This is a genomic window from Pseudonocardia sp. Cha107L01 (genome assembly GCF_052566575.1).
In genome coordinates, this window is the sequence record NZ_CP199579.1 from 5,843,958 (window position 1) to 5,867,918 (window position 23,961).

Annotated in this window: 20 protein-coding genes and 1 pseudogene; 9 read left to right on the plus strand and 12 right to left on the minus strand. The window is 70.9% G+C overall.

The genetic code is table 11. The annotated features are described in order from the left end of the window. Window positions 1-113: 113 nt before the first annotated feature. Window positions 114-1,634 (plus strand): annotated as a pseudogene (locus ACTXG6_RS27355) (DHA2 family efflux MFS transporter permease subunit). A 132-nt stretch (window positions 1,635-1,766) separates the two neighbouring features. Then, entirely contained in the window at window positions 1,767-2,438 is a 672-nt protein-coding gene (locus ACTXG6_RS27360; RefSeq protein WP_445182254.1) for a hypothetical protein, read from the plus strand. Between the two features lie 13 nt (window positions 2,439-2,451). On the opposite strand, the gene ACTXG6_RS27365 is transcribed toward ACTXG6_RS27360, so the two are convergent. Further along, window positions 2,452-2,742 carry a YggT family protein gene (locus ACTXG6_RS27365; RefSeq protein ID WP_445182255.1) on the minus strand — a complete coding sequence of 97 codons (291 nt, stop codon included), beginning with the start codon at window positions 2,740-2,742 and terminating at the stop codon, window positions 2,452-2,454. A gap of 334 nt (window positions 2,743-3,076) precedes the next feature. On the opposite strand from ACTXG6_RS27365, the gene ACTXG6_RS27370 reads away from it, so the two are divergent. Continuing rightward, complete coding sequence (locus tag ACTXG6_RS27370; protein WP_445182256.1) at window positions 3,077-3,559, plus strand: hypothetical protein; 483 nt, start codon at window positions 3,077-3,079, stop codon at window positions 3,557-3,559. A 17-nt stretch (window positions 3,560-3,576) separates the two neighbouring features. Then, window positions 3,577-4,578, plus strand: a complete 1,002-nt coding sequence (locus ACTXG6_RS27375) for a hypothetical protein (RefSeq protein WP_445182257.1) — start codon at window positions 3,577-3,579, stop codon at window positions 4,576-4,578. A 91-nt stretch (window positions 4,579-4,669) separates the two neighbouring features. Here ACTXG6_RS27375 and ACTXG6_RS27380 read toward each other — a convergent pair whose 3' ends face one another. Both ACTXG6_RS27380 and ACTXG6_RS27385 read right to left on the minus strand, forming a co-directional pair. Then, window positions 4,670-5,794 carry a DUF5938 domain-containing protein gene (locus ACTXG6_RS27380; RefSeq protein ID WP_445182258.1) on the minus strand — a complete coding sequence of 375 codons (1,125 nt, stop codon included), beginning with the start codon at window positions 5,792-5,794 and terminating at the stop codon, window positions 4,670-4,672. Between the two features lie 85 nt (window positions 5,795-5,879). Further along, window positions 5,880-7,445: an AMP-binding protein gene (locus ACTXG6_RS27385; protein WP_445182259.1), complete on the minus strand. Its 1,566-nt coding sequence runs from the start codon at window positions 7,443-7,445 to the stop codon at window positions 5,880-5,882. A gap of 175 nt (window positions 7,446-7,620) precedes the next feature. Between ACTXG6_RS27385 and ACTXG6_RS27390 the strand changes: the two genes are divergently transcribed. Together ACTXG6_RS27390 and ACTXG6_RS27395 are read left to right on the plus strand one after the other, a co-directional pair. Then, entirely contained in the window at window positions 7,621-8,385 is a 765-nt protein-coding gene (locus ACTXG6_RS27390) for an SDR family NAD(P)-dependent oxidoreductase (RefSeq protein ID WP_445182260.1), read from the plus strand. After that, the gene (locus ACTXG6_RS27395; RefSeq protein ID WP_445182261.1) at window positions 8,385-9,149 is read left to right on the plus strand and encodes an SDR family NAD(P)-dependent oxidoreductase; all 765 of its coding nucleotides are present in this window, start codon (window positions 8,385-8,387) and stop codon (window positions 9,147-9,149) included. The genes ACTXG6_RS27390 and ACTXG6_RS27395 overlap by 1 nt, the downstream gene beginning before the upstream one ends. Before the next feature lie 43 nt (window positions 9,150-9,192). Here ACTXG6_RS27395 and ACTXG6_RS27400 read toward each other — a convergent pair whose 3' ends face one another. Next, window positions 9,193-10,395, minus strand: a complete 1,203-nt coding sequence (locus tag ACTXG6_RS27400) for a PucR family transcriptional regulator (RefSeq protein WP_445182262.1) — start codon at window positions 10,393-10,395, stop codon at window positions 9,193-9,195. Window positions 10,396-10,750: 355 nt separating this feature from the next. Then, complete coding sequence (locus tag ACTXG6_RS27405) at window positions 10,751-12,259, minus strand: MFS transporter (RefSeq protein WP_445182263.1); 1,509 nt, start codon at window positions 12,257-12,259, stop codon at window positions 10,751-10,753. Window positions 12,260-12,738: 479 nt separating this feature from the next. On the opposite strand from ACTXG6_RS27405, the gene ACTXG6_RS27410 reads away from it, so the two are divergent. Further along, window positions 12,739-13,911: an LLM class flavin-dependent oxidoreductase gene (locus tag ACTXG6_RS27410; protein ID WP_445190120.1), complete on the plus strand. Its 1,173-nt coding sequence runs from the start codon at window positions 12,739-12,741 to the stop codon at window positions 13,909-13,911. 17 nt (window positions 13,912-13,928) lie between these two features. Here ACTXG6_RS27410 and ACTXG6_RS27415 read toward each other — a convergent pair whose 3' ends face one another. The 5 genes from ACTXG6_RS27415 to ACTXG6_RS27435 all read right to left on the minus strand — a co-directional run bounded on the left by ACTXG6_RS27415 (window position 13,929) and on the right by ACTXG6_RS27435 (window position 19,774). Then, window positions 13,929-15,854 (minus strand): ABC transporter ATP-binding protein, encoded by a 1,926-nt coding sequence (locus ACTXG6_RS27415; protein WP_445182264.1) that lies wholly within the window; start codon window positions 15,852-15,854, stop codon window positions 13,929-13,931. Then, a complete protein-coding gene (locus ACTXG6_RS27420) occupies window positions 15,851-16,984 on the minus strand; it encodes a hypothetical protein (protein ID WP_445182265.1) in 1,134 nt (377 codons plus the stop codon). The genes ACTXG6_RS27415 and ACTXG6_RS27420 overlap by 4 nt, the downstream gene beginning before the upstream one ends. Next, window positions 16,981-18,045: a DUF1611 domain-containing protein gene (locus ACTXG6_RS27425; RefSeq protein ID WP_445182266.1), complete on the minus strand. Its 1,065-nt coding sequence runs from the start codon at window positions 18,043-18,045 to the stop codon at window positions 16,981-16,983. Before ACTXG6_RS27425 ends, ACTXG6_RS27420 begins: the two co-directional genes overlap by 4 nt. Before the next feature lie 889 nt (window positions 18,046-18,934). After that, entirely contained in the window at window positions 18,935-19,354 is a 420-nt protein-coding gene (locus ACTXG6_RS27430; protein ID WP_445182267.1) for a hypothetical protein, read from the minus strand. 171 nt (window positions 19,355-19,525) lie between these two features. Next, entirely contained in the window at window positions 19,526-19,774 is a 249-nt protein-coding gene (locus ACTXG6_RS27435; RefSeq protein ID WP_445182268.1) for a hypothetical protein, read from the minus strand. A 25-nt stretch (window positions 19,775-19,799) separates the two neighbouring features. Here ACTXG6_RS27435 and ACTXG6_RS27440 point away from each other — a divergent pair, with 25 nt between their 5' ends. Further along, window positions 19,800-20,930, plus strand: coding sequence for a right-handed parallel beta-helix repeat-containing protein (locus ACTXG6_RS27440; RefSeq protein WP_445182269.1), 1,131 nt, complete (start codon window positions 19,800-19,802; stop codon window positions 20,928-20,930). 30 nt (window positions 20,931-20,960) lie between these two features. Here the strand turns inward: ACTXG6_RS27440 and efp are convergent, their stop codons facing one another. Next, window positions 20,961-21,524 carry an elongation factor P gene (gene efp / locus ACTXG6_RS27445; protein WP_445182270.1) on the minus strand — a complete coding sequence of 188 codons (564 nt, stop codon included), beginning with the start codon at window positions 21,522-21,524 and terminating at the stop codon, window positions 20,961-20,963. A 147-nt stretch (window positions 21,525-21,671) separates the two neighbouring features. Continuing rightward, on the minus strand, window positions 21,672-22,883 hold the full coding sequence (locus tag ACTXG6_RS27450) for a TDT family transporter (RefSeq protein WP_445182271.1): 1,212 nt from the start codon (window positions 22,881-22,883) through the stop codon (window positions 21,672-21,674). A 103-nt stretch (window positions 22,884-22,986) separates the two neighbouring features. On the opposite strand from ACTXG6_RS27450, the gene ACTXG6_RS27455 reads away from it, so the two are divergent. Then, on the plus strand, window positions 22,987-23,910 hold the full coding sequence (locus ACTXG6_RS27455) for a LysR family transcriptional regulator (protein ID WP_445182272.1): 924 nt from the start codon (window positions 22,987-22,989) through the stop codon (window positions 23,908-23,910). Window positions 23,911-23,961 lie beyond the last annotated feature (51 nt).

A 23,961-nucleotide genomic window follows, 5' to 3' on the forward strand; every position in this document is an offset into this window, starting at 1 on the left:
AAACCGGCTGGCTGACAGGTGACCCGGACTACCCTTCGCCCATGACGGGCGCCGCCGCCCCTTCCCCGCCACCGGTCCGCTGGGGACTGCCGCTGGCGGTGCTGATCGTCGGCATGTTCATGTCCGTCCTGGACGTGAGCATCGTCAACGTGGCGATCCCGACCATCCAGAAGGACTTCGGCGCGACCACCGACGACGTGCAGTGGGTGGCCACCGGGTACTCGCTGGCGCTGGGCGTGGTGGTGCCGCTGAGTGGCTGGCTGGGCGACAAACTCGGCATGGCCAGGGTCTACAACGTCGCCCTGCTTGCCTTCGCGGCCGGTTCCGCGCTCTGCGGGCTGGCCTGGGACCTGAACAGCATGGTCACGTTCCGGATCGTCCAGGCCATCCCGGGCGGCATCCTGCCGGTGATGACCCTGTCGATGGTCTACCGCATCGTGCCGAAGCAGAAGATCGGCGCCGCGATGGGCATGTACGGGTTCGGCATCGTGTTCGCCCCGGCCATCGGGCCCACGCTCGGCGGTTACCTGGTCGAGTAGGTGGACTGGCGGCTGATCTTCTTCATCAACGTGCCGGTCGGGCTGATCGGGTTCGTCGCCGCACTCGTGGTGCTGCCCGCCTTCCCCGCCGGTCGTGCCGGCCGCTTCGACCTGCCGGGCTTCCTTGCCATCTCCAGCGGGCTGTTCGCCCTGCTGCTCGCGCTGTCCGAGGGCGCCAGCTGGGGTTGGGACTCCTACCGGATCCTGATGCTGTTCACCTACAGCGGGCTTGCCCTGGCGCTGTTCGTGGTGATCGAGCTGGAGGTCGAGGAGCCGCTGTTGGACGTGCGGGTGTTCCGCTACTGGCCGTTCACCAACTCGCTGCTGCTCATCGCGGTGCTGTCGGTGGGGTTGTTCGGCGTGCTCTTCTACGTGCCGCTGCTGCTGCAGCAGGCTCAGCACCTCGGCGCCTTCGAGACCGGCCTGGTGCTGTTCCCGCAGGCGCTGGTGATGGGCCTGCTGATGCCGATCTCCGGCCGGCTCTACGACCGGATCGGGCCCAGGCTGCCGGCCAGTGTCGGGTTGTTGATCCTGGCGACCGGCACCTACCTGTTGCACAACCTGACCGTCGACGCACCGCGCGCGCACGTCATGGGGCTGCTCGCGTTCCGGGCCGTCGGCATGGGCCTCGCCATGATGCCGATCATGACCGGCGGCCTCTCGGTCATCCCGCCCGAGCTGGTCAGCCGGGCCAGCGCGTTCAACAACGTGGTGCAGCGCTCGGTCGCGGCGCTCGGGCTGGCGGTGCTCACCGCGATGCTGACCAGCCAGCGGGCCCAACTGATGGCGGACCGGTCCGCACGGCTGCGCCCCGACCTGGTGGTCCCGGCGGTCGGCCCACCGGGCGCACCGCCGATTCTCGGGCACTACGCGCTCTACCAGGCGATCTCCGGCCGGGTGTTCGTCGCGGCGATCGACAACCTGTTCCTGGTGACGTCCTGGCTCACCCTGCTCGGCGTCGGGCTCGCACTGCTGCTGCGCTCCAACGTCTTCCACCGCCCGGCCGACCAGTCCACCGGATCGGCCGGGGGCTCCCGTGCCGCGCCGGCGGGTGCGTCCCGGCCCGAGCTCGACGCGGTCTCCCCTGCGCACTGACCGGTCTCCGCGCCGACCGGTATCAGCGCCGACAGTGATCGGTAGCTCGATGGTGTGATCACGATAACGGGCCCCGCCCCGCCACCGATGCTCCAGACAGCGGTACTGATTACGGCGAACGGAGCAACCCCGATGCATTCGATGCCCACCCGGATCGTGCTGGCCGGCTCAGTGTTGGCCCTGGGGTCGGTCGGCACTGTGAGTGCGGTCCACCTCGAATCCGCTCCGCTCGGCAGGACCCCCGGTACCCCGCTGGCGCTGACTCCCGTCCCGGCCACCCCGGCGACGACGAAGGCCCCGGAGGCGCTGGCGCCGGTCCGCGTCCTGCCTACGCCGAAGGACGGTTCCACGGCGAGGACGAAGTCCGACGAGCGCGCGCCGCTCAACGCCAAGGATCTGGTGGACCTTGCTGCCGGGCCGCTGCCCAAGCGCACCGTCACGGTGGCCCTGCACCAGCTCGAGGACGCCGCCGACAGCGACTCCGACGACTCCGACGCTGAGGACTCCGACTCCAGCGACGAGGACACCCAGGACTTCGCCGGACAGACCAGCCGGCACTGGTCCGGACACACCGACGGCTGGCGGGGTCACGACGCTCAGGACGGGTCCCGCTGGGGGCGGCGGATCAGCAACCCGTTCCAGGCCGCCCAGCAGTGGCGGGACAGCGGACCCCGGTCGTACGGGGTCTCGTCGGGCGCCCGTTCGGCACAGTGGGAGTCGCGCCAGGAGTCGCCGCGCTGGGAGTCGTCGCGTATGGAGTCGTCGGACCGCGACTACGTCGGCCGGCACCGCGCGGACTGCTGAGGCCGACAGCCGCTCAGGGGTGCGCCACGCTCATCGCGATGAACACCACGAAGAACAGCACGGTGATCGACAGGTCCAGGTTGACCGCGCCGAGCCGTACCGGCGGGATGAGCCTGCGCAGCAGCCGGATCGGCGGGTCGGTGACCACGAAGGCGATCTCCAGGGTGCCGGCCGCGATCGCCGAGTGCGGCCCGCGCCACTGGCGGGCGAAGCTCTTCACGACCTCGACCACCAGCCGGGCGACCAGTGCCAGCCAGAAGAAGAACAGCACGTAGTAGATGGCGAACTGAACCCCGAGACCCATGCCTCTAGCATGCACCGACCGAGGGGGTGCGCACTCCCCCGCCCCCGTCACAGGGCGGCCGGGGCGCCGCGGACGGTGCCGGGGGCCAACTTTCGTCCGCCGGGCTGTGTGGATCTTGTCACACCGTCGGTCGATGCACAGGCCGCGCTGTGCGTGGCCGATGAGCTGCGTGAATTCGCCCTACTCAGCGATACTCATGATCACCTGAACGCCACAGGTGCGTTGATATAACTACCGTTGGTGATACAGAAGCGCTCTCTCGGGGAAATTCGTCATTCAATCGAGTGAGAAGTTCCGTCATCATATGGTTATGGTCCGCACAGCGGAGGCTGTTGTGGCGGGTGCGCCAGGAGTCGCGCCCGCCGGGCAGTTGGTCGCGCTGCGCGGGGAACTGTGGCAACGGCACGTGCTGCTGCAGACCATGGACCAGGATGACGACCGCTACGAGGATGCCACCGCCGAGCTGCTCGACCTGACCGCCGAACTGCTCCGCGTCGAGGCCGAGGTCAGCGAGATCCAGCGGGCTGCCCGGCAGCGGGCCGGGCGGATCGGGTTCAGCATCGCGGGGGTACTGCTGCTCGCCGCGATCGGTCTCGCGCTGGCCGCGCCCGTTCTCGGTCTGTTCGTCTCGCGGGTGGCCGCCGGTTCGGTCCTGCTGGCCGTGGTCGTGGTGTCTGTCGGGACCCTCGCTGTGCGCCGCCGCAACGCCCCGGACCGCGTTGCCAGGGGCCGAAGCCGCAAGGTGATCCCGGTGGTGCCGCCCGGGTCGGTCGGCGGCGGCGCGACCGGCCCCGTACTCGAGCCGGCCCGGGACTGAGGGGAGCTGGTCACACGGTGGATGACTACACCGACCTGGAACGCCGGTTGGACCTGCTCGACCGCGACCTCGACCTCCCCCGCGACAGCGCGGTGCCGAACAGCGCGGTGCCGAACAGCGCGGTGCCGAACAGCGCGGTGCCGAACAGCGCGGAACCGGCCACCGCGCCCCAGCCGCGCACCGAGCTGACCCACCTGCCGGAGCCCCGCGTGCCCGGCGACGAGGGTCTTGCCGAGCGGACCGACCGGAGGCCGGCCGATCACCTGATCGCCGCGTTGGAACGACGGCTGCACCGGCTCGAGCAGCTGGCCTGGGGCACCGACGGGAACGACCTCACCGAGCTCGACCTCGCCGACCCTGAGCTGGTGGAGCTGGCCGTCGCCGCGGAGTACGCCCAGACGCTGAGCCGGATGCTGGTGACACCGCGGCTGCGGGCGGCCTGCGAGCAGACGATCGAGGCGTGCCGGCAGTGGCAGCAGCGCTACGACTACGCCAGGGACACCGCCGTCGCGGCCTCCCGCACCATCGCCACCACCCGCGCCGACCAGGAACGCCACCGCGAGGCCGCGCAGGTGTTCGAGGCCGCGCGCGCCGAGCTGGCCGTCTTGCTGCCCAGGCGGCGGCGCACCCTGAACACCGCGCACAACGCCCGCCGCCAGCTGGCCCACGACCAGGGTGTCCGGGAGCGGTACGGCCGCGAGATTGCCGAGGGCCACCGGGCCTGGGCCACGCTCACCACCCGGCTGCGGATCCGGACCTCGGCGGCCGTCGAACGCGGCGAGCCGTTGCCGAACTGGCTGGTCGAGTCGCTCGGTGTGCCACCGAGTGCCAAGGCGGCGGGCTGGCGCGAGCTCGCCGTCCAGCTGCTCGCCTACCGGCTCAGCTACGCCGTCACCGACCCGGGCTGGCCATTGGGCACCGAGCCGGGCACGCAGGACTCGACCCGGCGCCGGCAGTGGTACCGCGACCTGGACCGCCAGCTCACCTCCTGGTGCAGCGGCGCCCCCGGGTCGATCTGATCCCGGGGCACTCGCCGCACCCCCGGACTTGAGAAAGAACGGCCCGGCCTGGTGGGGGTCAGGCCGGGCCGAGTCCGTGGGCAGGGCAGAACTAGCCGACGTGTCCCGTGACGATCGGGTCGCCCAGGAAGCCGAAGCCCTGCAGCATGCCGAGTAGCTCCCGGTGGCCGAACGCCTGGCAGGCGGAGGCGAAGCCGGCCTTGCGCGGCCCCGCCACGATCAGCTGGCGGGCGGCGAACGCCTGGATCGCACCGGTCTGCAGGTACGTGGCATTGCCGTGGATGACGCAGTGCACCAGCTTGTTGGGCCCCCGGCCGATCACCGAGTCCAGGGTGCGGTGGATCCGCCGGTTCTCCCTCGGCGGCATGCCACCCTGCACGCCGGAGGCCTGCTCCTCCAGCGCCTTCTTCTGCTCCAGCGGCGGCAGCGGCTTGATGTTCTCCTCGAAGTGCTTGGCCATCGCGGCCACGCCGTCCATCAGGGCCTGGTCGAAGACGCCGGACAGGGCGCGGGCGTTGGCCACCCTCGGGTCGTCCTGCCACCACACCGGGTGCGCGCTGCCGCCCCAGGGCAGCGCGGTGAAGATCTCGTGCTGGCCCGGGACCTGCACCTTGTACGCGGCCGCGCCCGGCCACTGCACGAGCTTGTCCTGCTCGAGGTAGAAGTGGTCGGCGGCCAGGATGGTGAAGATGCTCTGGGTGGAGGCGAACGTCGGTGTACCGGAGAACAGCGTGAGCAGCTCCAGGCTGTCGATGCCCTCGGTCTCCAGCACGACGTTCGCCGCGATGTCGCTGACCGAGTGCATGTACGCGGTGGACGGGGCGAGCAGCAGGCCCTCGTCGGCGAACTTCTGGCCGTAGGCGTCCCGGGCGTGCAGCACCCAGTTCTGCTCGCCGGTGGTGTCCAGGTAGTGGCAGCCGGCGGCCAGCGCGGCCTGCACGACCTCGTCGCCGAAGCTGGCGAACGGCCCGACCGTGTTGCAGATGACCTTGGCACCGGTGAACAGCTCGGTCAGCGCCTCGACGGTGTGCTCGACCTCGACGATCTCGTACTCGATGGTGTCGATGCCGGGCACGTTCTCGATGGCCTCCGCGATGCGCTTGGCATCCCGGCCGGCGGCGATGAACGGCAGGTTGAACTCGCGGAGGTACTCCGCGATCAACCGGCCGGTGTAGCCGCTCGCGCCGTAGATGACGACGGGCTTGTCAGTGCTCATTCCACGTACTCCCTGCTCAGAGGCCGTGAGTGGCAAGTGGTCCGATAGGACCACTCGCCACTCACGGGTTTGGTACTCGAAATGGTCAGTTGACGCCTCGGTCGCGGCCGCCCCAGTGCGCGGAGCGCAGCGCCGGTTTGTCGTGCTTGCCCACGGCGGTCAGTGGGATGGCGTCGACGAAGTCCACCGTCTTGGGGGTCAGCACCGGGCCCTTGCGCTCCCGCACGTAGGCAATCAGCTCGCCGGCCTCGACCGACACGTCCGGGTCCAGGACCACGACGGCCTTGACGCTCTCGCCCCACTTGTCGTCTGGTACCCCGATGACGCAGACGTCCTTGACCGCCGGGTGGCCGAACAGGGTGGCCTCGACCTCCTTCGGGTAGACGTTGAAGCCACCCGAGATGATCATGTCCTTCTTGCGGTCCACGATGTAGAGGAAGCCCCGCTCGTCGGCCTTGGCCACGTCACCGGTGCACAGCCAGCCGTCGCGCAGCGCGGCGGCGGTCTCCTCCGGCCTGTTCCAGTAGCCGCGCATGATGTGCGGACCCTGGGCCACGATCTCGCCGGGGTCGCCGTCCGCGACGTCCTTGAGGTCGTCGTCCACCAGACGCACGTCCGCGATCCCCACCGGCCGCCCGCAGGAGGACAGCGGGGTCAGGTCGCCGCTCTCGATGGCCATGGCGTGGTCGCTCTTGCGCAGCACGGTGAGCTGGTTGGGCGCCTCGGTCTGACCGTAGAGCTGCGAGAAGATCGGGCCGAAGGTGTCGATCGCCTGCAGCAGCCGCTCCTTGCCGATCGGCGAGGCGCCGTAGATCACTGTGGACAGCGACTCCAGGCCCTCGCTGCCGTTCTTGAGGCTGTCCATCAGCACGTACAGCATCGTCGGCACCATCATCGACGAGGTGATCTTCTCCGCCGCGACGGTCGCCTTGAACTGGTCCGGGTTGAAGCCGCCGAGGATCACGTTGGTGCCGCCGCGCAGCCAGACCGGGAGCACGAACAGGCCGCCCGCGTGGGTCAGCGGGGCGACGTGGGCGAACCGGTCCCGCTCGCCGAGGCCCAGCTCCAGCATCTCGCTCATGATCGCCGCGACGAACGCCCGGTGGTTGTGCTCGACGCCCTTGGGTCGGCCGGTCGTGCCGCCGGTGTAGAAGATGCCGTACCGGTCGTCCGGGGTGACCTCCGGCCGCCCCGGTCCGTCGGACTGCTTGGCCACCAGGTGCGGCAGGTAACCGCCCCCGCCCAGCACCGCTTCCTCGTCGACGCTGAACACGTGCTCGATGTCGGTCTCGCCACGGGCGCCGTCGACCCGGTCCGCCTTGCTGCCGTCGTGCACCACGACACGGGCACCGCAGTCGCCGATGATGTAGGCGTGGTCCGACGCGCTGGCCTTGGCGTTCAGCGGGACGATCGCCAGCCCGGCCCACAGCGCGCCGTAGTAGACGTCGAGCAGCTCCGGGCGGTCGGCCATCAGCACCGCGACCCGGTCACCCTTCTCCAGGCCCAGGGTGAGCAACGCCCGCCCGGTCTGGCGGATGCGCGCGATCTGCTCCGTGTACGTGATCCGCCGGTCGCCGTAGACCACGGCGGTCTGCGGCCCGTACGCGAGCCCGCAACGCTCGAGCAGCGCACCGGCACTGTGCACCAACATGTATCGGTCCTTCCGTCCTGGCTGGGCGAGCCTGTGCTGGAGCTGGGCGGGCCCTCCCCGGAGATCTTGGCCGCACCGCGCCCGCCCGCCAATGTGGAGACACCACCTACCGGTGGGGTGCGACAGTGGGATTTCGACATACCGGCCGCACCTCCGCCGCCCCTAGCCTCGCGCCATGCTCTCTGACCTCAAGGACAAACGAGCGCTGGTGACCGGCGCCGCCCAAGGATTGGGCCGCGCCGTCGCCGAGCTGTTCGTCGAGCGCGGCGCCCGTGTCGTGCTCACTGACATTGACGGGGACCTGCTCGAGAAGGCGGTCGCCGACCTCGGCGACGCGGCGCACGCGGTGGTCTGCGACGTCACCAAGGAGGACCAGGTCGCGGCTTCGGTCCAAGCGACCGTGGATGCCCTCGGCGGGCTGGACATCGCGGTGAACAACGCCGGTATCGAGATCGCCAAGCCGCTGGTCGAGCAGACCGAGGAAGAGTTCGACCGGCTCATGGCGATCAACGTCAAGGGCGTCTTCTTCGGCATCAAGCACCAGACCCCGGCACTGGTGGCGGCAGGCGGCGGCGTGATCGTGAACATGTCGTCGGTGGCCGGGCTCGGCGGGGTCCCGCTGCTCGGCTCCTACTGCGCCTCCAAGGCCGCCGTGCTGCGGCTGACCGAGACCGCCGCGATCGAGCTCCGGGCGGCAGGCATCCGGGTGACCGCGGTGTGCCCGTCGTTCATCAGCACTCAGATGGTCGACCGGCTGGTCAACCCGTTCGAGGGGGCCACCGGCGCGAAGTTCGACGATCTGGTCGCGGTGAAGCAGCAGCGTCTCGGCACTCCGGAGGAGGTCGCCGAGATGGTGGCGTTCCTCGCCTCGGACGACGCGAAGTTCGTCACCGGCTCGCACTACGTACTCGACAGCGGACTGACCGGGAGCTTGTTCTGATGGCTGACCTACTCAAGGACAAGATCGCGATCGTCACCGGTGGGGCCAAGGGGCTCGGTGCGGCCATTGCGGTCGAGCTGGCGTCCGAGGGCGCCCACGTGGTGGTGACCGACGTCGACGGCGACGGCGCCCGCAAGACCGCCGAGGGCCTCCTCCACGGTGAGTCGGCGGTGTGCGACGTCCGCGACGACGCGGCGGTCGCCGCGCTGATCGAGGACGTGGTGGCCCGGCACGGCACGCTGGACATCATGGTGGCCAACGCCGGCATCGCCACCGTCACCCCGATCTCCGAGATGACCCTGGAGATCTGGCGCTCGGTGATGTCGGTCAACCTGGACGGGGTGTTCTCCTCGGTCCGCTACGCCGGCAAGGCGATGGCTGCCACCGGCGGCGGCTCGATCATCACCATGGCCTCGATCACCGGCCTCGCCGGCTCACCGCTGATCGCGCACTACGCGGCGGCCAAGGCGGCGGTCATCTCGCTGACTCAGACGGCGGCCGTCGAGTGGCGTGGGCACGGGGTTCGGGTCAACGCGATCGCCCCCGGGTTCATCGGCACCGACCTGGTGCTGGACCGGGCGTCACAGTTCGAGCAGGGCCTCGGCATCGACGACTTCGGCGCGGTGATCGACGGGGCCCAGGGGCGGCTCGGCGAGGTGGGCGACGTGGCCCCGCTCGCGGTCTTCCTTGCCTCGGACCGGTCCAGGTTCTCCAACGGCTCGACCTACGTGGTCGACGGTGGGATGTCGGCGTCGCTGGTGTGACGCCGCGCTCCGGCCTCGCCGGGCGGTGACGTTTCCCCCGACGTCACTGCTCGGCGGGGTCGGCCTCCGGGCCGAGCGCCTCGCAGAGGCGCAGCGCGACCAGGAGCTCGGTGCGGCGCTCGGACAGCGCGGTGCCGAGCTCTTCGGCGGCGACCCGGATGCGCAGGCGGACCGTGTTCTCGTGCACCCCGAGATCGGTGGCGGCCCTGGCCTGCGAGCCGACCGCCAGCCAGGCCAGCAGGGTGTCCCGGATCCGCTGCGCGCGTTCGGTCCCGGCGGCCAGGTCGCCGAGTTCGTCGCGCACGAACCGCCGTGCCGAGCCCGGGTTCTCCAGCAGGAACGTCTCCAGCCGCAGGTCTCGCGCACACAGACAACTGGGCGCGCGGCGCAGGGTGTCCCTCAGCTCAGCTGTGCGCCGGGCGCTCTGGTGCGAGCGGCGGAACCCGTCCAGCCCCCGGGCCGGGTCGCCGATCGCCACCGGCTCGCCGATCGAGATCGCGGTGCGCCGCAGCGCGTCCAGCCGGGCGGCGTCCATCCCGTCCTGGTAGCCGAGCCAGCCGAACCAGGTCCCGGCGTCGGGTTGGACCAGCAGCGCGGAGCGCGCGCCCGACTCGGTGCGCAGGGTGGCCAGCGCACGGGTCACCTCGCGGCGCCGGTCCGAGTCGAACAGCAGCCCGACGTGGGTGGCCCGCATCCGGTAGCCGAGCAGCGCGTCGACCGCCTCACCGGCGTCGGTGACCGAGCCGTCGAGAAGCCGCAGCACCACATCCCGGCGCCGGTCCTCACAGGTCGCCGACATCTCTTCGCTGACCGCGTTGTAGCGCTGCACCACCTGCGAGAGCACCCGGTCGACGTAGCCGAACAGCAGTGACGTGGATCCGCCGAGCAGGTCCGGCAGGTCGCCCTTGCCCTCCACCGTCGAGCTGCGGCACAGATCGAACCAGTCCTGCCAGAGCCGCTCGACCCCGACCCAGTAGGACCGCTCCAGCTCGGCCAGCGGGATGCCGAGGCGGGCGACCAGCCCGGCGAACTCGCAGGCGCACTGGGCGTCGATGTCGTGCATCGCCAGCCGGCCGGCGAGGATCTCCACCACGCTGGCCACGTTCTCCTGCGAGCAGCGGCTCAGGGTGGCCACGAAGGTGGCGTCGTTCGCCCGTTCCGGGAACACCGTGCTCAGGATCGCGCCGCTCACCGAGTCGGCCCGCGCCGACACGTCCACCCGGGTGGCCAGGCCACGAACCAGCATGCTGGAACCGGGTTGGAGAACAGTTACCGACACGGCACGTTCCTCCCTCTCGACCTCGTCGTCGACACGATCGGCCCGCCTGTCACGGTGCTCCACGATGACGGTGTCACCGAGAGCGAGCCCGGTCACTGTGTCGGAGGTACGACGAGCAGTGACCGCATTGTGACAGGGTGCCAAACACGCGGGTGCGACCGGGCTCACACTAGCAGCGGACGGCTGTTACCACCGGTTCTGATGAGGCGAATGGGACGAGTGAGGTCCGGGTACCGGGCGGGTGTGCTCAGCCGCCCAGTGACTTGTTGTAGTCGGCGATCTGGCTATTCGCGGCGTTCTGCGCGTCGGTCAGTGCCCGGACTCAGGCCGTCGGGCTGGCGGCCCCTTCGGCCCGGGTGGTGCCCGGGCGGCCCCTGGCAGCCAGCGGCGCCGCGATGTCCTCCAGCGACTTGCCTTCGGCGGCGACCCCGAACGCGATGGTCACCAGACCACCGACGATCATCACGACCGCACCGACCATGTACCCGATGAACAGGTTGAACGGGTTCGAGCCGTCTCCGATCAGTGCGCCGTAGATGATCGGGCCCAGCGCGCCGAAGCACTGCGCGATGGCGAAGAACACCGCGATCGCCTTGGCTCGCACTTCGAGCGGGAAGATCTCGCTCACCGTCAGGTAACCAGCACTCGCGCCCGCCGAGGCGAAGAAGAAAATCACGCACCAGGTGAGCGTCTGGGTGAAGGCTGTCAGCGCGCCGGCGTTGAAAAGCACGGCGCTCAGCGCCAGCAGCACCCCGGACAGGATGTACGTCCCGGAAATCATCTTCTTGCGGCCGATGGTGTCGAAGAAATGGCCGAGCAGCAACGGACCGGCCAGGTTGCCGACGCAGAACCCGATCAGATAGAGCGACTGGTTGCTGTCCGGCACGCCATAGACTTTCCCGAGCACCAGCGAATAGGTGAAGAAGATCGCGTTGTACAGGAACGACTGCGTGATCATCAACGTCGCCGCGTAGATCGACCGCGTCGGGTAGTCCCGGAACAGCACCCGGGTCAGCGCCAGGTAGCCGATGTCGTCGGCCGGCGTCAGCTCCATCACCTTGCTCTGGTCCACCGGCGGCAGCTTCCTACCGCTGGCCTCGACCTCGTGCTCGATGAAGTTGATTGACTTCTCGGCTTCCTCGGTGCGCCCGTTCATCACCTGCCAACGGGGGCTCTCCGGTAGGTTCCGCCGCACGAAGATGATCACGAGGCCGAGGACCGGGCCGAGTAGGAAACCGAGCCGCCAGGCCAGGCTGGGATGGACCTCATTGAGGATGATGTAGGTCCCGAGGGTGCCGAGGATCGCGCCGGCCCAGTACGTGCCATTCACCCCGATGTCCACCCGGCCGCGATATCGCGACGGGATGAGCTCGTCGATCGCGGAGTTGATCGCGGCGTACTCGCCACCGATGCCCATGCCCGCGATGAACCGGGTGAGGTAGAGGAACGCGACCCAGCCGGGGCCGGAGCCCAGGGTGAACGCGGTGAGGCCGCTGCCGATGAGATAGACGGCCAACGTCAGGATGAACAGGTTCCGGCGCCCGAGTTTGTCCGACAGCCGTCCGAAGAACAGCGCCCCGACGACCTCACCGACGAGGTACACGGAGGCGACCGCACCGACCTCGGCCGAGCTCAGGCCGAGTGTCTCCGGCTTGGTGAGGAGGTTGCCAACGCCGCTGGCGACGGTGATCTCCAGACCGTCCAGGATCCACGCCACGCCCAGAGCGGCGACCAACCTGGAGTGGAACGGCGACCAGGGCAATCGGTCGATCCTGGCGGGAATCAGGCTGCGTATCGCGCCTTTGCCCGGGGCGTTGGCCTCTGCCGACATTCGACGACCTCCGTTGCTCGTCCAGGTAGCCCCGGGGGGTATCCCGGCCGACCGGGCGCCCACCCGCGCGATCACTACCGGCACAGAGCGTGAATCCCGGGCAAAATCCTGTCAAGCGGGAGCCCCCGGGTGGCCGTACCACGGGTCGCGAACTGCGCAATCGGCCGCGACCGGGCTGTCCGCGCGGCTGCCCGGACCGATCCGAGGGGCGCCGGGGTGTGGCGCGCGGTCGGGGACGTTTGGCGGCGTGTGCGCGATGGCTCACATTTCGGCGCCGAATGTGCGCGATGGCTCACAGCGTTGTGGGGCAGTCCCACGGAGGAGGCCGGCGAACCGGCGAACCGAGTGCGACGCGGCTGTCCGCGCCGCTGCCGCGCGACCGGGCGGGATGCGCGGCATCATGATCCGGGATCGACGCCGATCTCACCGGCACTGCCATCGGGGCCACTGTCGACGACCTAGGAGTCTCCTTGAACAAGATGCGGTTCGGCATCTTCATGCCGCCGTTCAACAGTCCGCCGACCCAGAACGTGACCACCTCCCTGCAGCGCAACCTCGAGACACTGCAGCTGATGGACCGGCTGGGCTACGACGAGGCCTGGATCGGCGAGCACCACTCGGCGGGTACCGAGATCATCGCCGATCCACTCACGTTCATCGCGCACGCCGGCGCGCTGACCAGGAACATCAAGCTGGGCACCGGGGTGGTGTCGCTGCCCTACCACAACCCGCTCTGGATCGCGGACCGGGCAATCCTGGTCGACCACCTGATCCGCGGCCGGCTGATGCTTGGGGTCGGTCCCGGTTCGTTGCCCACCGATGCGGAGATGATCGGCCTGGAGCCGGCGCAGCTGCGCCCCGCGCTGGCCGAGGACCTGGAGGTGCTGCTGCGGTTGCTGCTCTCCGACGAGCGGGTCAACGCGCAGACCGACCGCTACCGGCTCGTCGACGCGCGCACCCAGCTCGCCCCGTACTCCGACCCATGCTTCGAGGTCGTGGTCGCGGCCACCGCCTCCCCCGCCGGGCCCATCCTGGCCGGCACCCACGGTCTCGGTCTGCTGTCCCTCGGCGCCACCACCCGGGAGGGCTTCGACGTGCTCGCCCACCACTGGAACGTGGTGGAGGCCGAGGCGGGCAAACACGACCGGGGCACCGACCGCTCCGCCTGGCGCCTCGTCGGCCCGATGCACATAGCGGAGACCAAGAAGCAGGCCATCGAGGACGTCCGCTACGGCTTCGACCAGTTCTGCGACTACACCCAGCGGACGCTGGCCCTGCCCACCTTCCGCGCCCAGGGCGACACCTTCGAGGAGCGGGTGGCCTGGATCAACGAGACCGGCCTCGGCGTGATTGGCACCCCGGACGAGGCGATCGCGCAGATCCAGCGGCTCGTCGAGCAGTCCGCCGGCGGGTTCGGCTGCTACATGATGATGCAGCACGACTGGGCCAACTGGGAGGCGACCCAGCGGCACTACGAACTGTTCGCGCGGCACGTGATGCCGGCCTTCCAGCCCTCCCAGCGGCGGCTGCTCGCGGCCGAGCAGTGGGCCCGGTCCCGGCACGGCGAGCTGGACGCCAAGAACGGCGCCGCGATCCAGGCCTGGTCGGACAAGTACCTCGCCGAGCAGAAGTCACCCGCCGAACAGGGCTAGAGCGTCCCCCGCCCCGGTCAGCGCCGGGGCGCGGGGCGCTGTCGGTCGACCCGGTGCCGCCCTGGTCCGGTCGGGCGCGGCGCCGCGAGGGCGGCGTCGTCGAAGGCGCCGATCCGGTTGGGCCGGCTGAGTCGGGGCTCCAGGAACACCCGTTGCGCCGAGTGCAACCGGTTCGGCGGCGCCGCCACCGGCATCGCGGCGACGCTGCCGTTGCTCAGGTGCACGGTGCGGGTGGCCAGCCTGGTCAGCGCCGGCCGATGGGTGGTCATCACGACGGTCCGGCCGTCCGCCAGCCGGGTCAGCGCGCGGACCACGAGCTCCTCGGCCTGCACGTCGAGCCCGGTGGTTGGCTCGTCGAGCAGTACCACCGGGGCGTCCAGCAGCAGGGCCCTGGCGATGCCGACCCGCTGGCGCTGGCCACCGGACAGCCCGACGCCGCCGTCCTGCAGCTCGGTCCGTAGCCCGTCCGGCAGCCGGTCGGCGAACTCGGTGACCAGGGCGGCGTTGGCCGCGGCGGTGACCTCGCCGTCGCTGGCGTCCGGGCGGCCGTAGCGGATGTTGTCGGCCACCGAGCCGGAGAACAGGAAGGTGTCCTGCAGCACGACCGAGATCTGCCGGTGGATCCACCAGTCCGGCAGCTCGGACAGCGGCAGCCCGTCCAGCCGCACCTCGCCCTCGGTCGGCGGGTAGAGACCGGCGATCAGGGACAGCACGGTGGACTTGCCGGCGCCGTTGTGCCCGAGCAACGCGATCCGCTCACCGGGGCGGATGGACAGGTCCAGCCCGTCCAGCACTTTGCCCCGGCCGTAGTCCAGCCCGACACCACGCAGCTCGATCGCGCCGATGGCGCGCTTCGGCAGTGGCCGGTCGGTCTCGCTGATCGGCGGCTTCTGGTCGATGATCGCGGTGATCCGTTCGGCCGAGGCGGCACCCTGCGTGAACGTCATGGACAGTCGCGACAGCGAGCGCATCGGCTTGAGCATGTCCCGGAGATAGCTGCTGACGACCACCAGCACGCCGATGGTCCACCAGCTGTGCAGCACCCCGTAGCCGCCGATGAACAGCAGCGCCGCGGTGCCGAACGCCGTCACGGCCTCCAGCAGCGGGGTGAACCGGGCCCGCAGCTCGACCGCGCGCAGGCCGGTCCTGAGCACCTTGTCGTTCGAGGCGCCGAACCTCCGGTCGTGCAGATCCTGGCGACCGAACGCCTGGATGGTGCGGATGCCCTGCAGCGACTCGGCCACGAACCCGGACAGCTTGCCCTCGGCGGCGCGCCGGTTGCGGGCGGACTTGCGGGTCAGCCGGGTGTAGCGGGCCGCCGTGAGGAACACCAGCGGCGCCGCGCACAGCGCGATGAGGCCCAGCCGCCAGTTCACCGAGAGCAGCACGGTGGCGAAGCCGGCGAGGGACAGGATGCCGGGCACCAGGGTGGAGAACAGGTCCACCAGGCTGTCCTCGATGCGCGCGGTGTCGGTGCCGACCCGGCTGGTCAGCTCGCCGACGGACATCTGGTCGTGGTAGCCCATCGGCAACCGCTGCAGGTGCCCGAACACGTCCGACCGGATGTGCGAGGTGATCCGCTCCCCGGAACTGTTCATGATCCGGTCGCCCAGGTAGTCGAATACGCCGGACGCCGCGGTGATCACCAGTACCGCCAGGGCGGCCACCCCGAGCATGCCCACAGCGGAGGGGCCGAACAAGCGCGCCAGGTGGCCGAGTCCACCGCGCGGTTGGTGGCCCTTGAGCACGTTGTCGATCACCAGGGCGAGCGGCCACGGCGTGGCCAGGTCAGCGACCAGCTCACCGATCCGCATCCCGACACCGGCCAGCAGCGGCCGCAGCTCGCGCCGCCCGTACGACCGGAACCGCCAGAGCTGTTTCAGCATGCCGATATCCGGCTGCGCGGGATCGAGCTGCGCGGGAGCCGTGTGCGCGCCGGTCATCCGCCCACCGCGACCAGCAGGTGAGCCCGGGCTGCCTCCCGCAGCTCAGCGTTCGTCGAGCCGGGTGCGATGCCGTGCTCGGCCATGCCGACGAGCACCGGGCCGGCCAGCCCTGGGTCCGCGCGCAGCATGGCCTCCAGCAGCGCGCCGAAGTGCCGGCGGCGGCGCAGGGTCTGCTCGGTGACGTCGGTGTCCGGCCGGACACCGGTCCTGGCGCTGACCCCGAGACCCACCCCCGCCTCGACGGCGGACAGGGACAGCCCACGCAACAGCATCCGGTCGAACCGCGACCGGTCGTAGCCGGCCTCGGCCACCCGCTCGCGGGCTGTCCAGCAGGCCGAGGCCCAGATGGTGCCGTCAGCGTGCGGGTCGCTGCGCCCACCCCGGAAGTTCGTCATCGTCCAGCGCCCGTCGAGCAGGCGGCGGCGCCGGTCCCAGGTAGGGACCGAACCCCGATGCCAGCCGTAGATGTCCGACGAGTCGAGCAGGACTGCGGTCAGCAGGTCGCAGGTGCCCTCGTCGACGGCGACCTTCTTGTTGGTCTGCGCGTGCGACCAGCGCTGCCGGTTGAGCCGGAAGTCCGCGGTGTGCCGGCAGACGTGGTGGCCGATCTCGTGGTAGATGATCGCCAGGTTGTGCGAGGGGGCGGCGAAGTAGGTCTCGCCGTTGCCCGCCGGCAGGAAACCGTTGCCCCCACCGAGGTGCACCTCGCCGTGGGCGTGGACGTCGGTCGGCTCGACGGTGTCGTAGGTGCGGGCCGGCAGCCGATAGTGGCCGCCGCCCCAGCGCCGGCCATCGTCGTGCATGCCGATCCGGACCACCAGGTGCGGCAGCGGCCGTCCGAGCAGCCCGGTGACCAGGCGCAGCGCCCGCTGGGTATGGAAGGCGACGTTGACCAGCCCGAACGCCCGGGCCGCACGATCCCGTTCGGCGCTGCTCAACGGGCCGCCGCCGCCGGACGGATCGCTGAGCAGGCCGCGGTCCAGCAGGTCGCCGCCGCGTTCGTCGCGGATGGTCGCCTCGGGCAGCACCAGCTCCGCCGGACCCGCGCCGAGCACCTCGAGCGGGACCTCGGACAGCCGCCCTGGACCTGGTCGGTCGTCCGGCAGGTAGGCCGAGCAGAGCGTCATGCCGATCTACCGCCCAGGTCCACCAGGTCGCCGAAGGACTCCGCCGAGAGCACACCCGCATCGGCGAGCAGTCCCACCGCGGCACCCTTGGCCAGGTCGGTCGGTGAGAGCACCGGCAGCCCGGTGGCGGCGGCCGCCTCGCGAGTGGCCAGCGGGCTCGCGGTCACCACGCCGCTGACCACGCGCACAGCCACGTTGAGCTCGGCGAGCACGCTGATCCCGGCCACCGCACCCAGCGCGTCACCGACGCAGAGCACCACGTGGTCGGCAAATCCCGGGAGCTCGGCGGCCAGCGCCCTGGTCTCCTCCTGCAGCACGCCGTCCGCCACTTCGAGGACCACGACGTCGGAGCCTTCCTCCACCAACCGGTCGCGGATGGCGAACATCGTGCTCACCAGGCGCTCGGTGGGGTAGCCGAAGGTCGACGCCATCCCGAAGTCCAGGAAGTCCGCGACTGTGGCGGCACCCGCGTCGACGTAGGCCCAGTGGTCCTTGCCGCTGCCGGAACCGGTCACTTTGCCGGCCCCGACCCGTAGCCCGGCCCGGGAAAGGCCGCGCACGATCGCCGACGTCGAGGTCGTCTTGCCGGCGTTCATCGACGAGCCCAGCACGACGATGGTGCCCAGCTCGGGGCGGCCGGGCGGCGCGGGCGGCAGCGCCACGTCGTCCGCGCTCAGTGCCCTGCCGGCGGCGTCGGTGAGCGGACCGAGCACCTCCAGCTCGGTCGGCGGTTCCTTGCTGGTGTGCGCGGAGGCCACGGTGCCGATCAGGCCACCCGAGGTGAGCAGGTGCACCGCGTCGCCGGGGACGGGCAGGTACCCCTCGTAGAAGTCGGTGGCGTACCGGTTGCCGAAGGCGCCGACAACGACGTCTCCGGGGTACATCCGCATCCGCCGGCCGTGCGGGTCCTCAAGGTGCTCGTGCGCACCCATGGTGGCAACCCTGGCGACCACGAAGTCACCAAGCCGAGGCGGGCGGATCGTCCCGCCGATCTGCGCCTCGCTGACCTCCGACACCCGGCGGGTGACATATCCCCACTTGGCCGATGACAGCCTCTGCATCAACTGCTCCCAACACCAAAGACACGGACGCCCACGGTGACCGTCTGACCGGCCGTCCATGGCACGTTCCTCAGCTGCCGCCCATTCGGGGGTGACACCCGCGGATCGCTCACGTGGGTGCCGCCGAAATCCGGTCGGTCGGACTCCCGCGTCCCTACAACGATCAAACGAGTCCGGTCCTCCTGAGTTGCGGGCGGGGGCGGCGCGGGTCTGCCTCTGGGGAAGACAGCCGGGCCGCGCGCCCTCACAGGATCAGTCCCCCACGCTAGGCCACGTCCAAACGGGCGCCCCAGTTGGGTGAATAGCTCGAGGGAGTGGTCGCTCGTATGTCGTAACTCTCCGACATTCAGCGGTGCCCTCTTACGACATATGGGCTAACTCCCCATAACCGCTGCTCTGCACGGGTGAATCTGGCCGAGGCGCCTGGCCGACACCCGTAAACGATCATGACGAAGCAGACCCGACTGATATCACAAGATGACTTTGTGTGCTCAACCTGAGGGGGCCGACTCACGCTCTGTGGTGAATCTTGCCACCGAGGTGATCGTTTGCATTTATCCTCCGTGTGCACAGTGTGACTCGCGTTAACAACCGGGGCACAAGTAACCAGTGTGATGCATGGGACCGAAGGGTGGTCACCCATCGCCGCCGGCGCCGACCAGGCCAACTGCCCACCTCTCTCTGCCGCTGACGCCGGTTGCGCCGGACCCGCGGGCACTCAGCGGCCGAGCGGAAAGGACCACGTCATGGCGAAGCGGCCCACCTCGGGCGCCACGCCGGCCCGCGCCGGCCGTGTCAGCGGTTCCCGGTCTCCCCTGGCCGGCGGGCTCGGCCTCGCCATCGGGGCGGTCCTGCTCTCCGCCGCGATGACACCCGTCGAGGCACCGAGTCAGACCGGGTTCGTCTCGGCGGCGCAACAGCCCGTCGTGCCGGCCGCCATGGTCTCCGCGCTGGTCTCCGCACTGCCCTCGGCCCCCCAGCCGCCACCGATCCCGAAGCCGCCGAAGCCGCCCGCGCCGCCGCCACCCCCCAGCATTCCGCCGATGCCCAGCCGGTCCCCTTCCGCACCGCCCTCCTCGATCGAACCGCCGTCCGCCGAGCCAGCGGCGGCGGCGCCGGTCGCGCCCAAACCGAAAGCGGCCCACAAGCCCAGGAAGGCCGCCCCCAGGCCCAAGCCGGCGAAGGTCGAACCGGCCGCGGTCGCACCGCCGGCGGCCAACCCCGCCCCGCCTTCACCGCCGGCGGACCCGACGGCGGGCGCACCGGGCGCGGTCGACCCGAAGACGGCCGACCCGAACACCGGCGTCACGCCCGCTCCTCCCACCGGATTCACCGGCGACGGCCCGGCCCCCGAGGCAGCCGCCAGTAGTCCGGCGCCCGCCGCGGCCAACGCGCTACCCGGCGGAATGCCCGCGTCCGCCCCGGCACTGCCCGGCGCCGCGGCACTGCCGGGTACCCGCGCTCAGCCAGGTGCACCCACTCAGCCCGGCGGCGCCGCGGCACCCGACGCGGCCACCCAACCGGCCGCGCCGGCCGCACCGGCCGCATCCGCCCAACCGACCGCGCCCGCCGCGCCGGCGTTGCCCGCCGCACCCGGCCAACCGGCCGCGCCGGCCGCGCCGGTGTTGCCCGCCCAACCGGCCGCTGCTGCCGCGCCGGCGTTGCCCACCCCACCCGCCCAACCGGGCGGCGCAGCGGTGCCGGGCGCTCCGGTCACCCCGGCAGCCACAGCGACTCAACCTGGCGCACCGGCCGTGCCCGGTGCACCCGCCGCCGCGGCACTACCGGGTACCGCAACCAAACCTGGTGCCCCGACGCTGCCCGGCACGCCCGCCACGCCGACGCCGCAAGGCACTCCGGCCGCCGCGGCATTACCGGGCGCGGCAACCCCACCGGCCGCGCCGGCCCTGCCCGGTGCACCCGCGTCGGCACCGGCGGCCGTCGCCCCCGGTTACCCGGCCCCGGTCGCCACCGCCTGCGCGACCTCCTGGGCCCTGGGCCCCTCCAACGATGGGCTGTCCATCCCCAACGTGCCGGCCGCCGGGAACATCTGCGGAGCGGGCGCGGTCCGTCCCACCCCACTGACCGCCGCGTGCACGAAGACCGTGGACGGCGCTGGTCTGCAGGCCGCGGTGGACGCCGCCAGGCCCGGGGACCGGATCTGCGCCACCGGCAACTCGCCGACCCGGCTCACGGTGTCCCACTCGGGCACCCCGGCGGCACCCATTCTGGTCCTCGGCGACGGCAAGGCCGCGGTGAAGGGCCTGACGATCAAGGCCGACAACGTGACGGTCGGCGGGCTCAACCTGACCGGCGCGGCGGCACCCGGGGTGGAGATGACCGGCAACGGCATCACCCTGGTCAACAACACGGTCGCCTCGCCCCGGGGTGGCGACGGTGACGGCATCCGGTTCTTCGGCAGCAACCTGCGGATCCTGCACAACACGATCAGCGACACCAGGAACCTCAACGGCGCACATGCCGACTGCATGCAGACCTTCGCCTCCGACTCCCCCGCCAGCCAGCACGTCCTGATCGACAGCAACCGCTGTGACAAGATCGCCAATCAGTGCCTGATCGCGGAGGGGCCGAACAGCAGTGCCGGCGACGGCAGCGGCAAGGGTCGGAGCTCGGACATCCAGTTCACGCACAACTTCTGCGACTCGAACGCATCCCAGGCCGTCATGATCGACGACGTGCAGAACGTCTCGGTGACCGACAACCAGATCACCGGCGGGAACGAGAAGGCGTTCGCCTTCGACAACAAGTCCACCGGGGCGAAGGTCAGCGGGAACATCCTCGGCCTGCGCATCAAGTTCGAGGTCGGCATGGACCACACGTCCAAGCTCGGCTACCTCGGACCGCTCATCGGCGGCCTGCCGTAACCCGGCCGCGGTGGCGGTACCCCGGGCCGATCAGGCCCGGGTGAGGTACTCCCCGGTGCGGGTGTCGACCTTGATCCGGTCCCCGTTGACGACGAACAGCGGCACCTGGACGACCTTCCCGGTCTCCAGCGTGGCTGCCTTCGTCGCGCCGGAGACCCGGTTGCCCTGCACACCCGGCTCGGTATCGGCGACGCTCAGCTCGACCGAGGCAGGCAGGGCCGCGCCGACGATCTCGGTGCCGTAGAAGCGCAGCGCCGGCGTCATCTCCGGGAGCAGGTAGTCGGCGATGTCCTCGACCACCTCGAGCGGCACCTCGAGCTGCTCGAAGTTCTCCTGGTCCATGAAGACGTACATGTCGCCCTCGTTGTAGAGGAACTGCAGTTCCCGGGTCTCGATGATGGCCTGCTCGACCCGCTCACCGGCCCGGAACGTCTTGTCCACGACGGCGCCGTTGCGCACGTTCTTCAACTTGGTGCGCACGAACGCGCCACCCTTGCCGGGCTTCACATGTTGGAACGTGACGACGTTGAACAGCCCGTCCGGGAGGTCGATACTGATTCCACCCTTGAAGTCGGCCGTGCTGATCTGCGGCATTACGCGGTCTCCCAGAAGCTGTCATGAAGCGCCGGCGGCGGGCGCGGTATCTACGCTGAAACTCTGTCCATCGTAGGCCAGCCGGCCGACGTGCCGTGTTCTGCGGTCCCGGAGCGGCCGATTCGGGACCGCGGAACCGGTCGGCACCTAGCGAGACGCCGGCTGGCTGACCCCGAGGTGGCCCGCCGGCAATGCCGGGGCCGCGGGCGGCGCCGGGGTCGCGGGCAGGAACAGCGTGCCGCGCAGCGAGCCGGCCGCGGTGCGGACCGCGACGGTGCCCCAGGCGCCGACGAGCGCGAGGTAGCCAAGGCCGGCGACCACCGCGAGGGCCCGGGCACCGGTGTGCACGGCGAGCGCGCTGGTCCCGGTGACCACGGTGCCGACCGGGAAGGTGAACGACCACCAGGTGAGCGAGAACGGCAGGTGCTCGCGTGCGGCCCGGATGGTGACCGCCGCCGCGAGGGCCACCCACAGCATGGCGAAGCCGAACACCGGCACGCCGTACGCCAGGCCGAACACCTCGAGCCCGGTCGCGTACGGGGCCGGCAGTGCCAGGTGGGCCACGGTGCCGAGCGCGTTGACCGCCGTGACGGACTGGCCGAGCCAGCCCAGCACGATCCACAGCGTCGGGACCAGCCGCGTGGGGCCGACATTGTGCATGGCGAGCCGCTGCCAGATCAGCATCGTCACGATGACCGAGGGCAGCAGGCTCAGCCCGAACAGCGCGTATCCGGCCAGCAGCATGGTCAGCCGGAGTTGTCCGGCCGGCGCGAACGGCACCAGGAGTGCCCCGCTCGCGGCCGACACCATCGGCGGCACCACCGGCATCAGCCAGCCGCCGAACACCGACTCACCGGTCAGCCGGAACCGAGTGAACACGAGGTACGGGACGGCCACCGCCGCGACCAGCCCGGTCAGCGTGCCGGCGAGCCACAGCGTCCAGGAGATGTCGATCGCCAGGTTGCCGAGCACCCCCCTGCCGAGCAGCAGGCTGCCGGAACCGATGGTCAGCAGCGCCATCGGTGGGGCGCCGTAGAACTGCGCCATCACCGGGTCGGCGGCGTGCCCGAGCGCCGCCGCCCGGTGCCGCATCCAGTGCGCGCCGAACGCGAGGCACAGCCCGACCAGTGCAACCGAGGCGAGCATCCAGACCACCGTCGCGGCCACCCGCAGCCCGGGTACCTGGAACGGCAGGGTGACCGCGGCGTTCGCCACGATGCCGGTGCCCATGATCGAGGCGAACCAGTTCGGCCCGATGTTCGCCAGCGCGGCGGCCGGCGTCGGTAGGTCGCGGAGCAGGCCGAACCGGGAGATCGGGCGGCGGTACAACGGGTTGAAGGGGGCGCTACCTATGGTCATGAATCCATCGTGGGACGGCCCGCCGGCCGAGAGCAGGTGCGCTGGCTGAGGGTACCCACAAGGTCACTTTGTGACTCGCGGGCGCCGGCGATAGGGTCCGCCGGTGGCGTTGTCCGCGCACGTACCCGACCTGAGCTCGCTCGAGCTGCTGCTCGCGGTGGCCCGCACCGGCAGCCTGGGTGCGGCCGGGCGCGAGCTGGGGCTCACCCAGCAGGCCGTGTCCGCCCGGATCCGCACGGTCGAGCGTCTCGTCGGCGTACCGGTGGTGAGCCGGGGTCCCCGGGGCAGTCAGCTCACCAAGTCCGGCGCACTGGTGGCGGACTGGGCACGCGGTGTGCTCGCCGCCGCCGAACAGCTGGATGCCGGGATCGCCGCGCTGCGCGGGGAGCGCGACGCCCACCTGACCGTGGCGTCCAGCCTCACCGTCGCCGAGTACCTGCTGCCCGGCTGGCTGGTGGCGCTGCGTGCCGAGCAGCTGGCCGCCGGCGCGCTGCCGGCGACGGTGCGGCTCGGGGTGTACAACACCGAGCGGGTCGCCGAGCAGGTGCTTGCCGGTGAGGCCGACATGGGGTTCGTGGAGGGCCCCGACGTGCCCGCCGGGCTGTCCGCCCGCCAGGTCGGCACGGACACATTGGTGCTGGTGGTGGCTCCCGGGCACCGCTGGGCGCGGCGGTCCCGGCCGCTGGCCCCGGCTGAGCTGGCCAGCACCCCGCTGGTCGCCAGGGAGGCCGGTTCGGGTACCCGACGGGTGTTGGAGTCCGCACTGGCCGCGGCGGGGGTGGAGCCGGCGCCACCGGCACTGGAGCTGTCCTCCACGGCGTCCATCCGGGGTGCGGTGTTGGCCGGCGCGGGCGCGGCGGTGCTGTCCGACCTGGCCGTGCGCGACGACCTCGCCGGCGGGCGGCTGGTTGAGGTGGGGATATCCGGGCTGGCGTTGCGGCGGGTGCTGCGCGGTGTCTGGGCGGGTGGCCCCGCGCCGGCCGGGCCGGTGCGCGACCTGCTGCGGATCGCCGCGCAACCGGCCTGAGCCGCGCTGTTGCGTATGCCTACGCAGAGCTGCTCTGCGTAGGCATACGCA

Coding starts and splice junctions, on each gene's coding strand:
- ACTXG6_RS27360 (WP_445182254.1), top strand. CDS start 1,767: ATGCATTCGATGCCCACCCGGATCGTGCTGGCCGGCTCAGTGTTGGCC.
- ACTXG6_RS27365 (WP_445182255.1), bottom strand. CDS start 2,742: ATGGGTCTCGGGGTTCAGTTCGCCATCTACTACGTGCTGTTCTTCTTC.
- ACTXG6_RS27380 (WP_445182258.1), bottom strand. CDS start 5,794: ATGAGCACTGACAAGCCCGTCGTCATCTACGGCGCGAGCGGCTACACC.
- ACTXG6_RS27385 (WP_445182259.1), bottom strand. CDS start 7,445: ATGTTGGTGCACAGTGCCGGTGCGCTGCTCGAGCGTTGCGGGCTCGCG.
- ACTXG6_RS27390 (WP_445182260.1), top strand. CDS start 7,621: ATGCTCTCTGACCTCAAGGACAAACGAGCGCTGGTGACCGGCGCCGCC.
- ACTXG6_RS27395 (WP_445182261.1), top strand. CDS start 8,385: ATGGCTGACCTACTCAAGGACAAGATCGCGATCGTCACCGGTGGGGCC.
- ACTXG6_RS27400 (WP_445182262.1), bottom strand. CDS start 10,395: ATGCTGGTTCGTGGCCTGGCCACCCGGGTGGACGTGTCGGCGCGGGCC.
- ACTXG6_RS27405 (WP_445182263.1), bottom strand. CDS start 12,259: ATGTCGGCAGAGGCCAACGCCCCGGGCAAAGGCGCGATACGCAGCCTG.
- ACTXG6_RS27410 (WP_445190120.1), top strand. CDS start 12,739: ATGCGGTTCGGCATCTTCATGCCGCCGTTCAACAGTCCGCCGACCCAG.
- ACTXG6_RS27415 (WP_445182264.1), bottom strand. CDS start 15,854: ATGACCGGCGCGCACACGGCTCCCGCGCAGCTCGATCCCGCGCAGCCG.
- ACTXG6_RS27420 (WP_445182265.1), bottom strand. CDS start 16,984: ATGACGCTCTGCTCGGCCTACCTGCCGGACGACCGACCAGGTCCAGGG.
- ACTXG6_RS27425 (WP_445182266.1), bottom strand. CDS start 18,045: ATGCAGAGGCTGTCATCGGCCAAGTGGGGATATGTCACCCGCCGGGTG.
- efp (WP_445182270.1), bottom strand. CDS start 21,524: ATGCCGCAGATCAGCACGGCCGACTTCAAGGGTGGAATCAGTATCGAC.
- ACTXG6_RS27450 (WP_445182271.1), bottom strand. CDS start 22,883: ATGACCATAGGTAGCGCCCCCTTCAACCCGTTGTACCGCCGCCCGATC.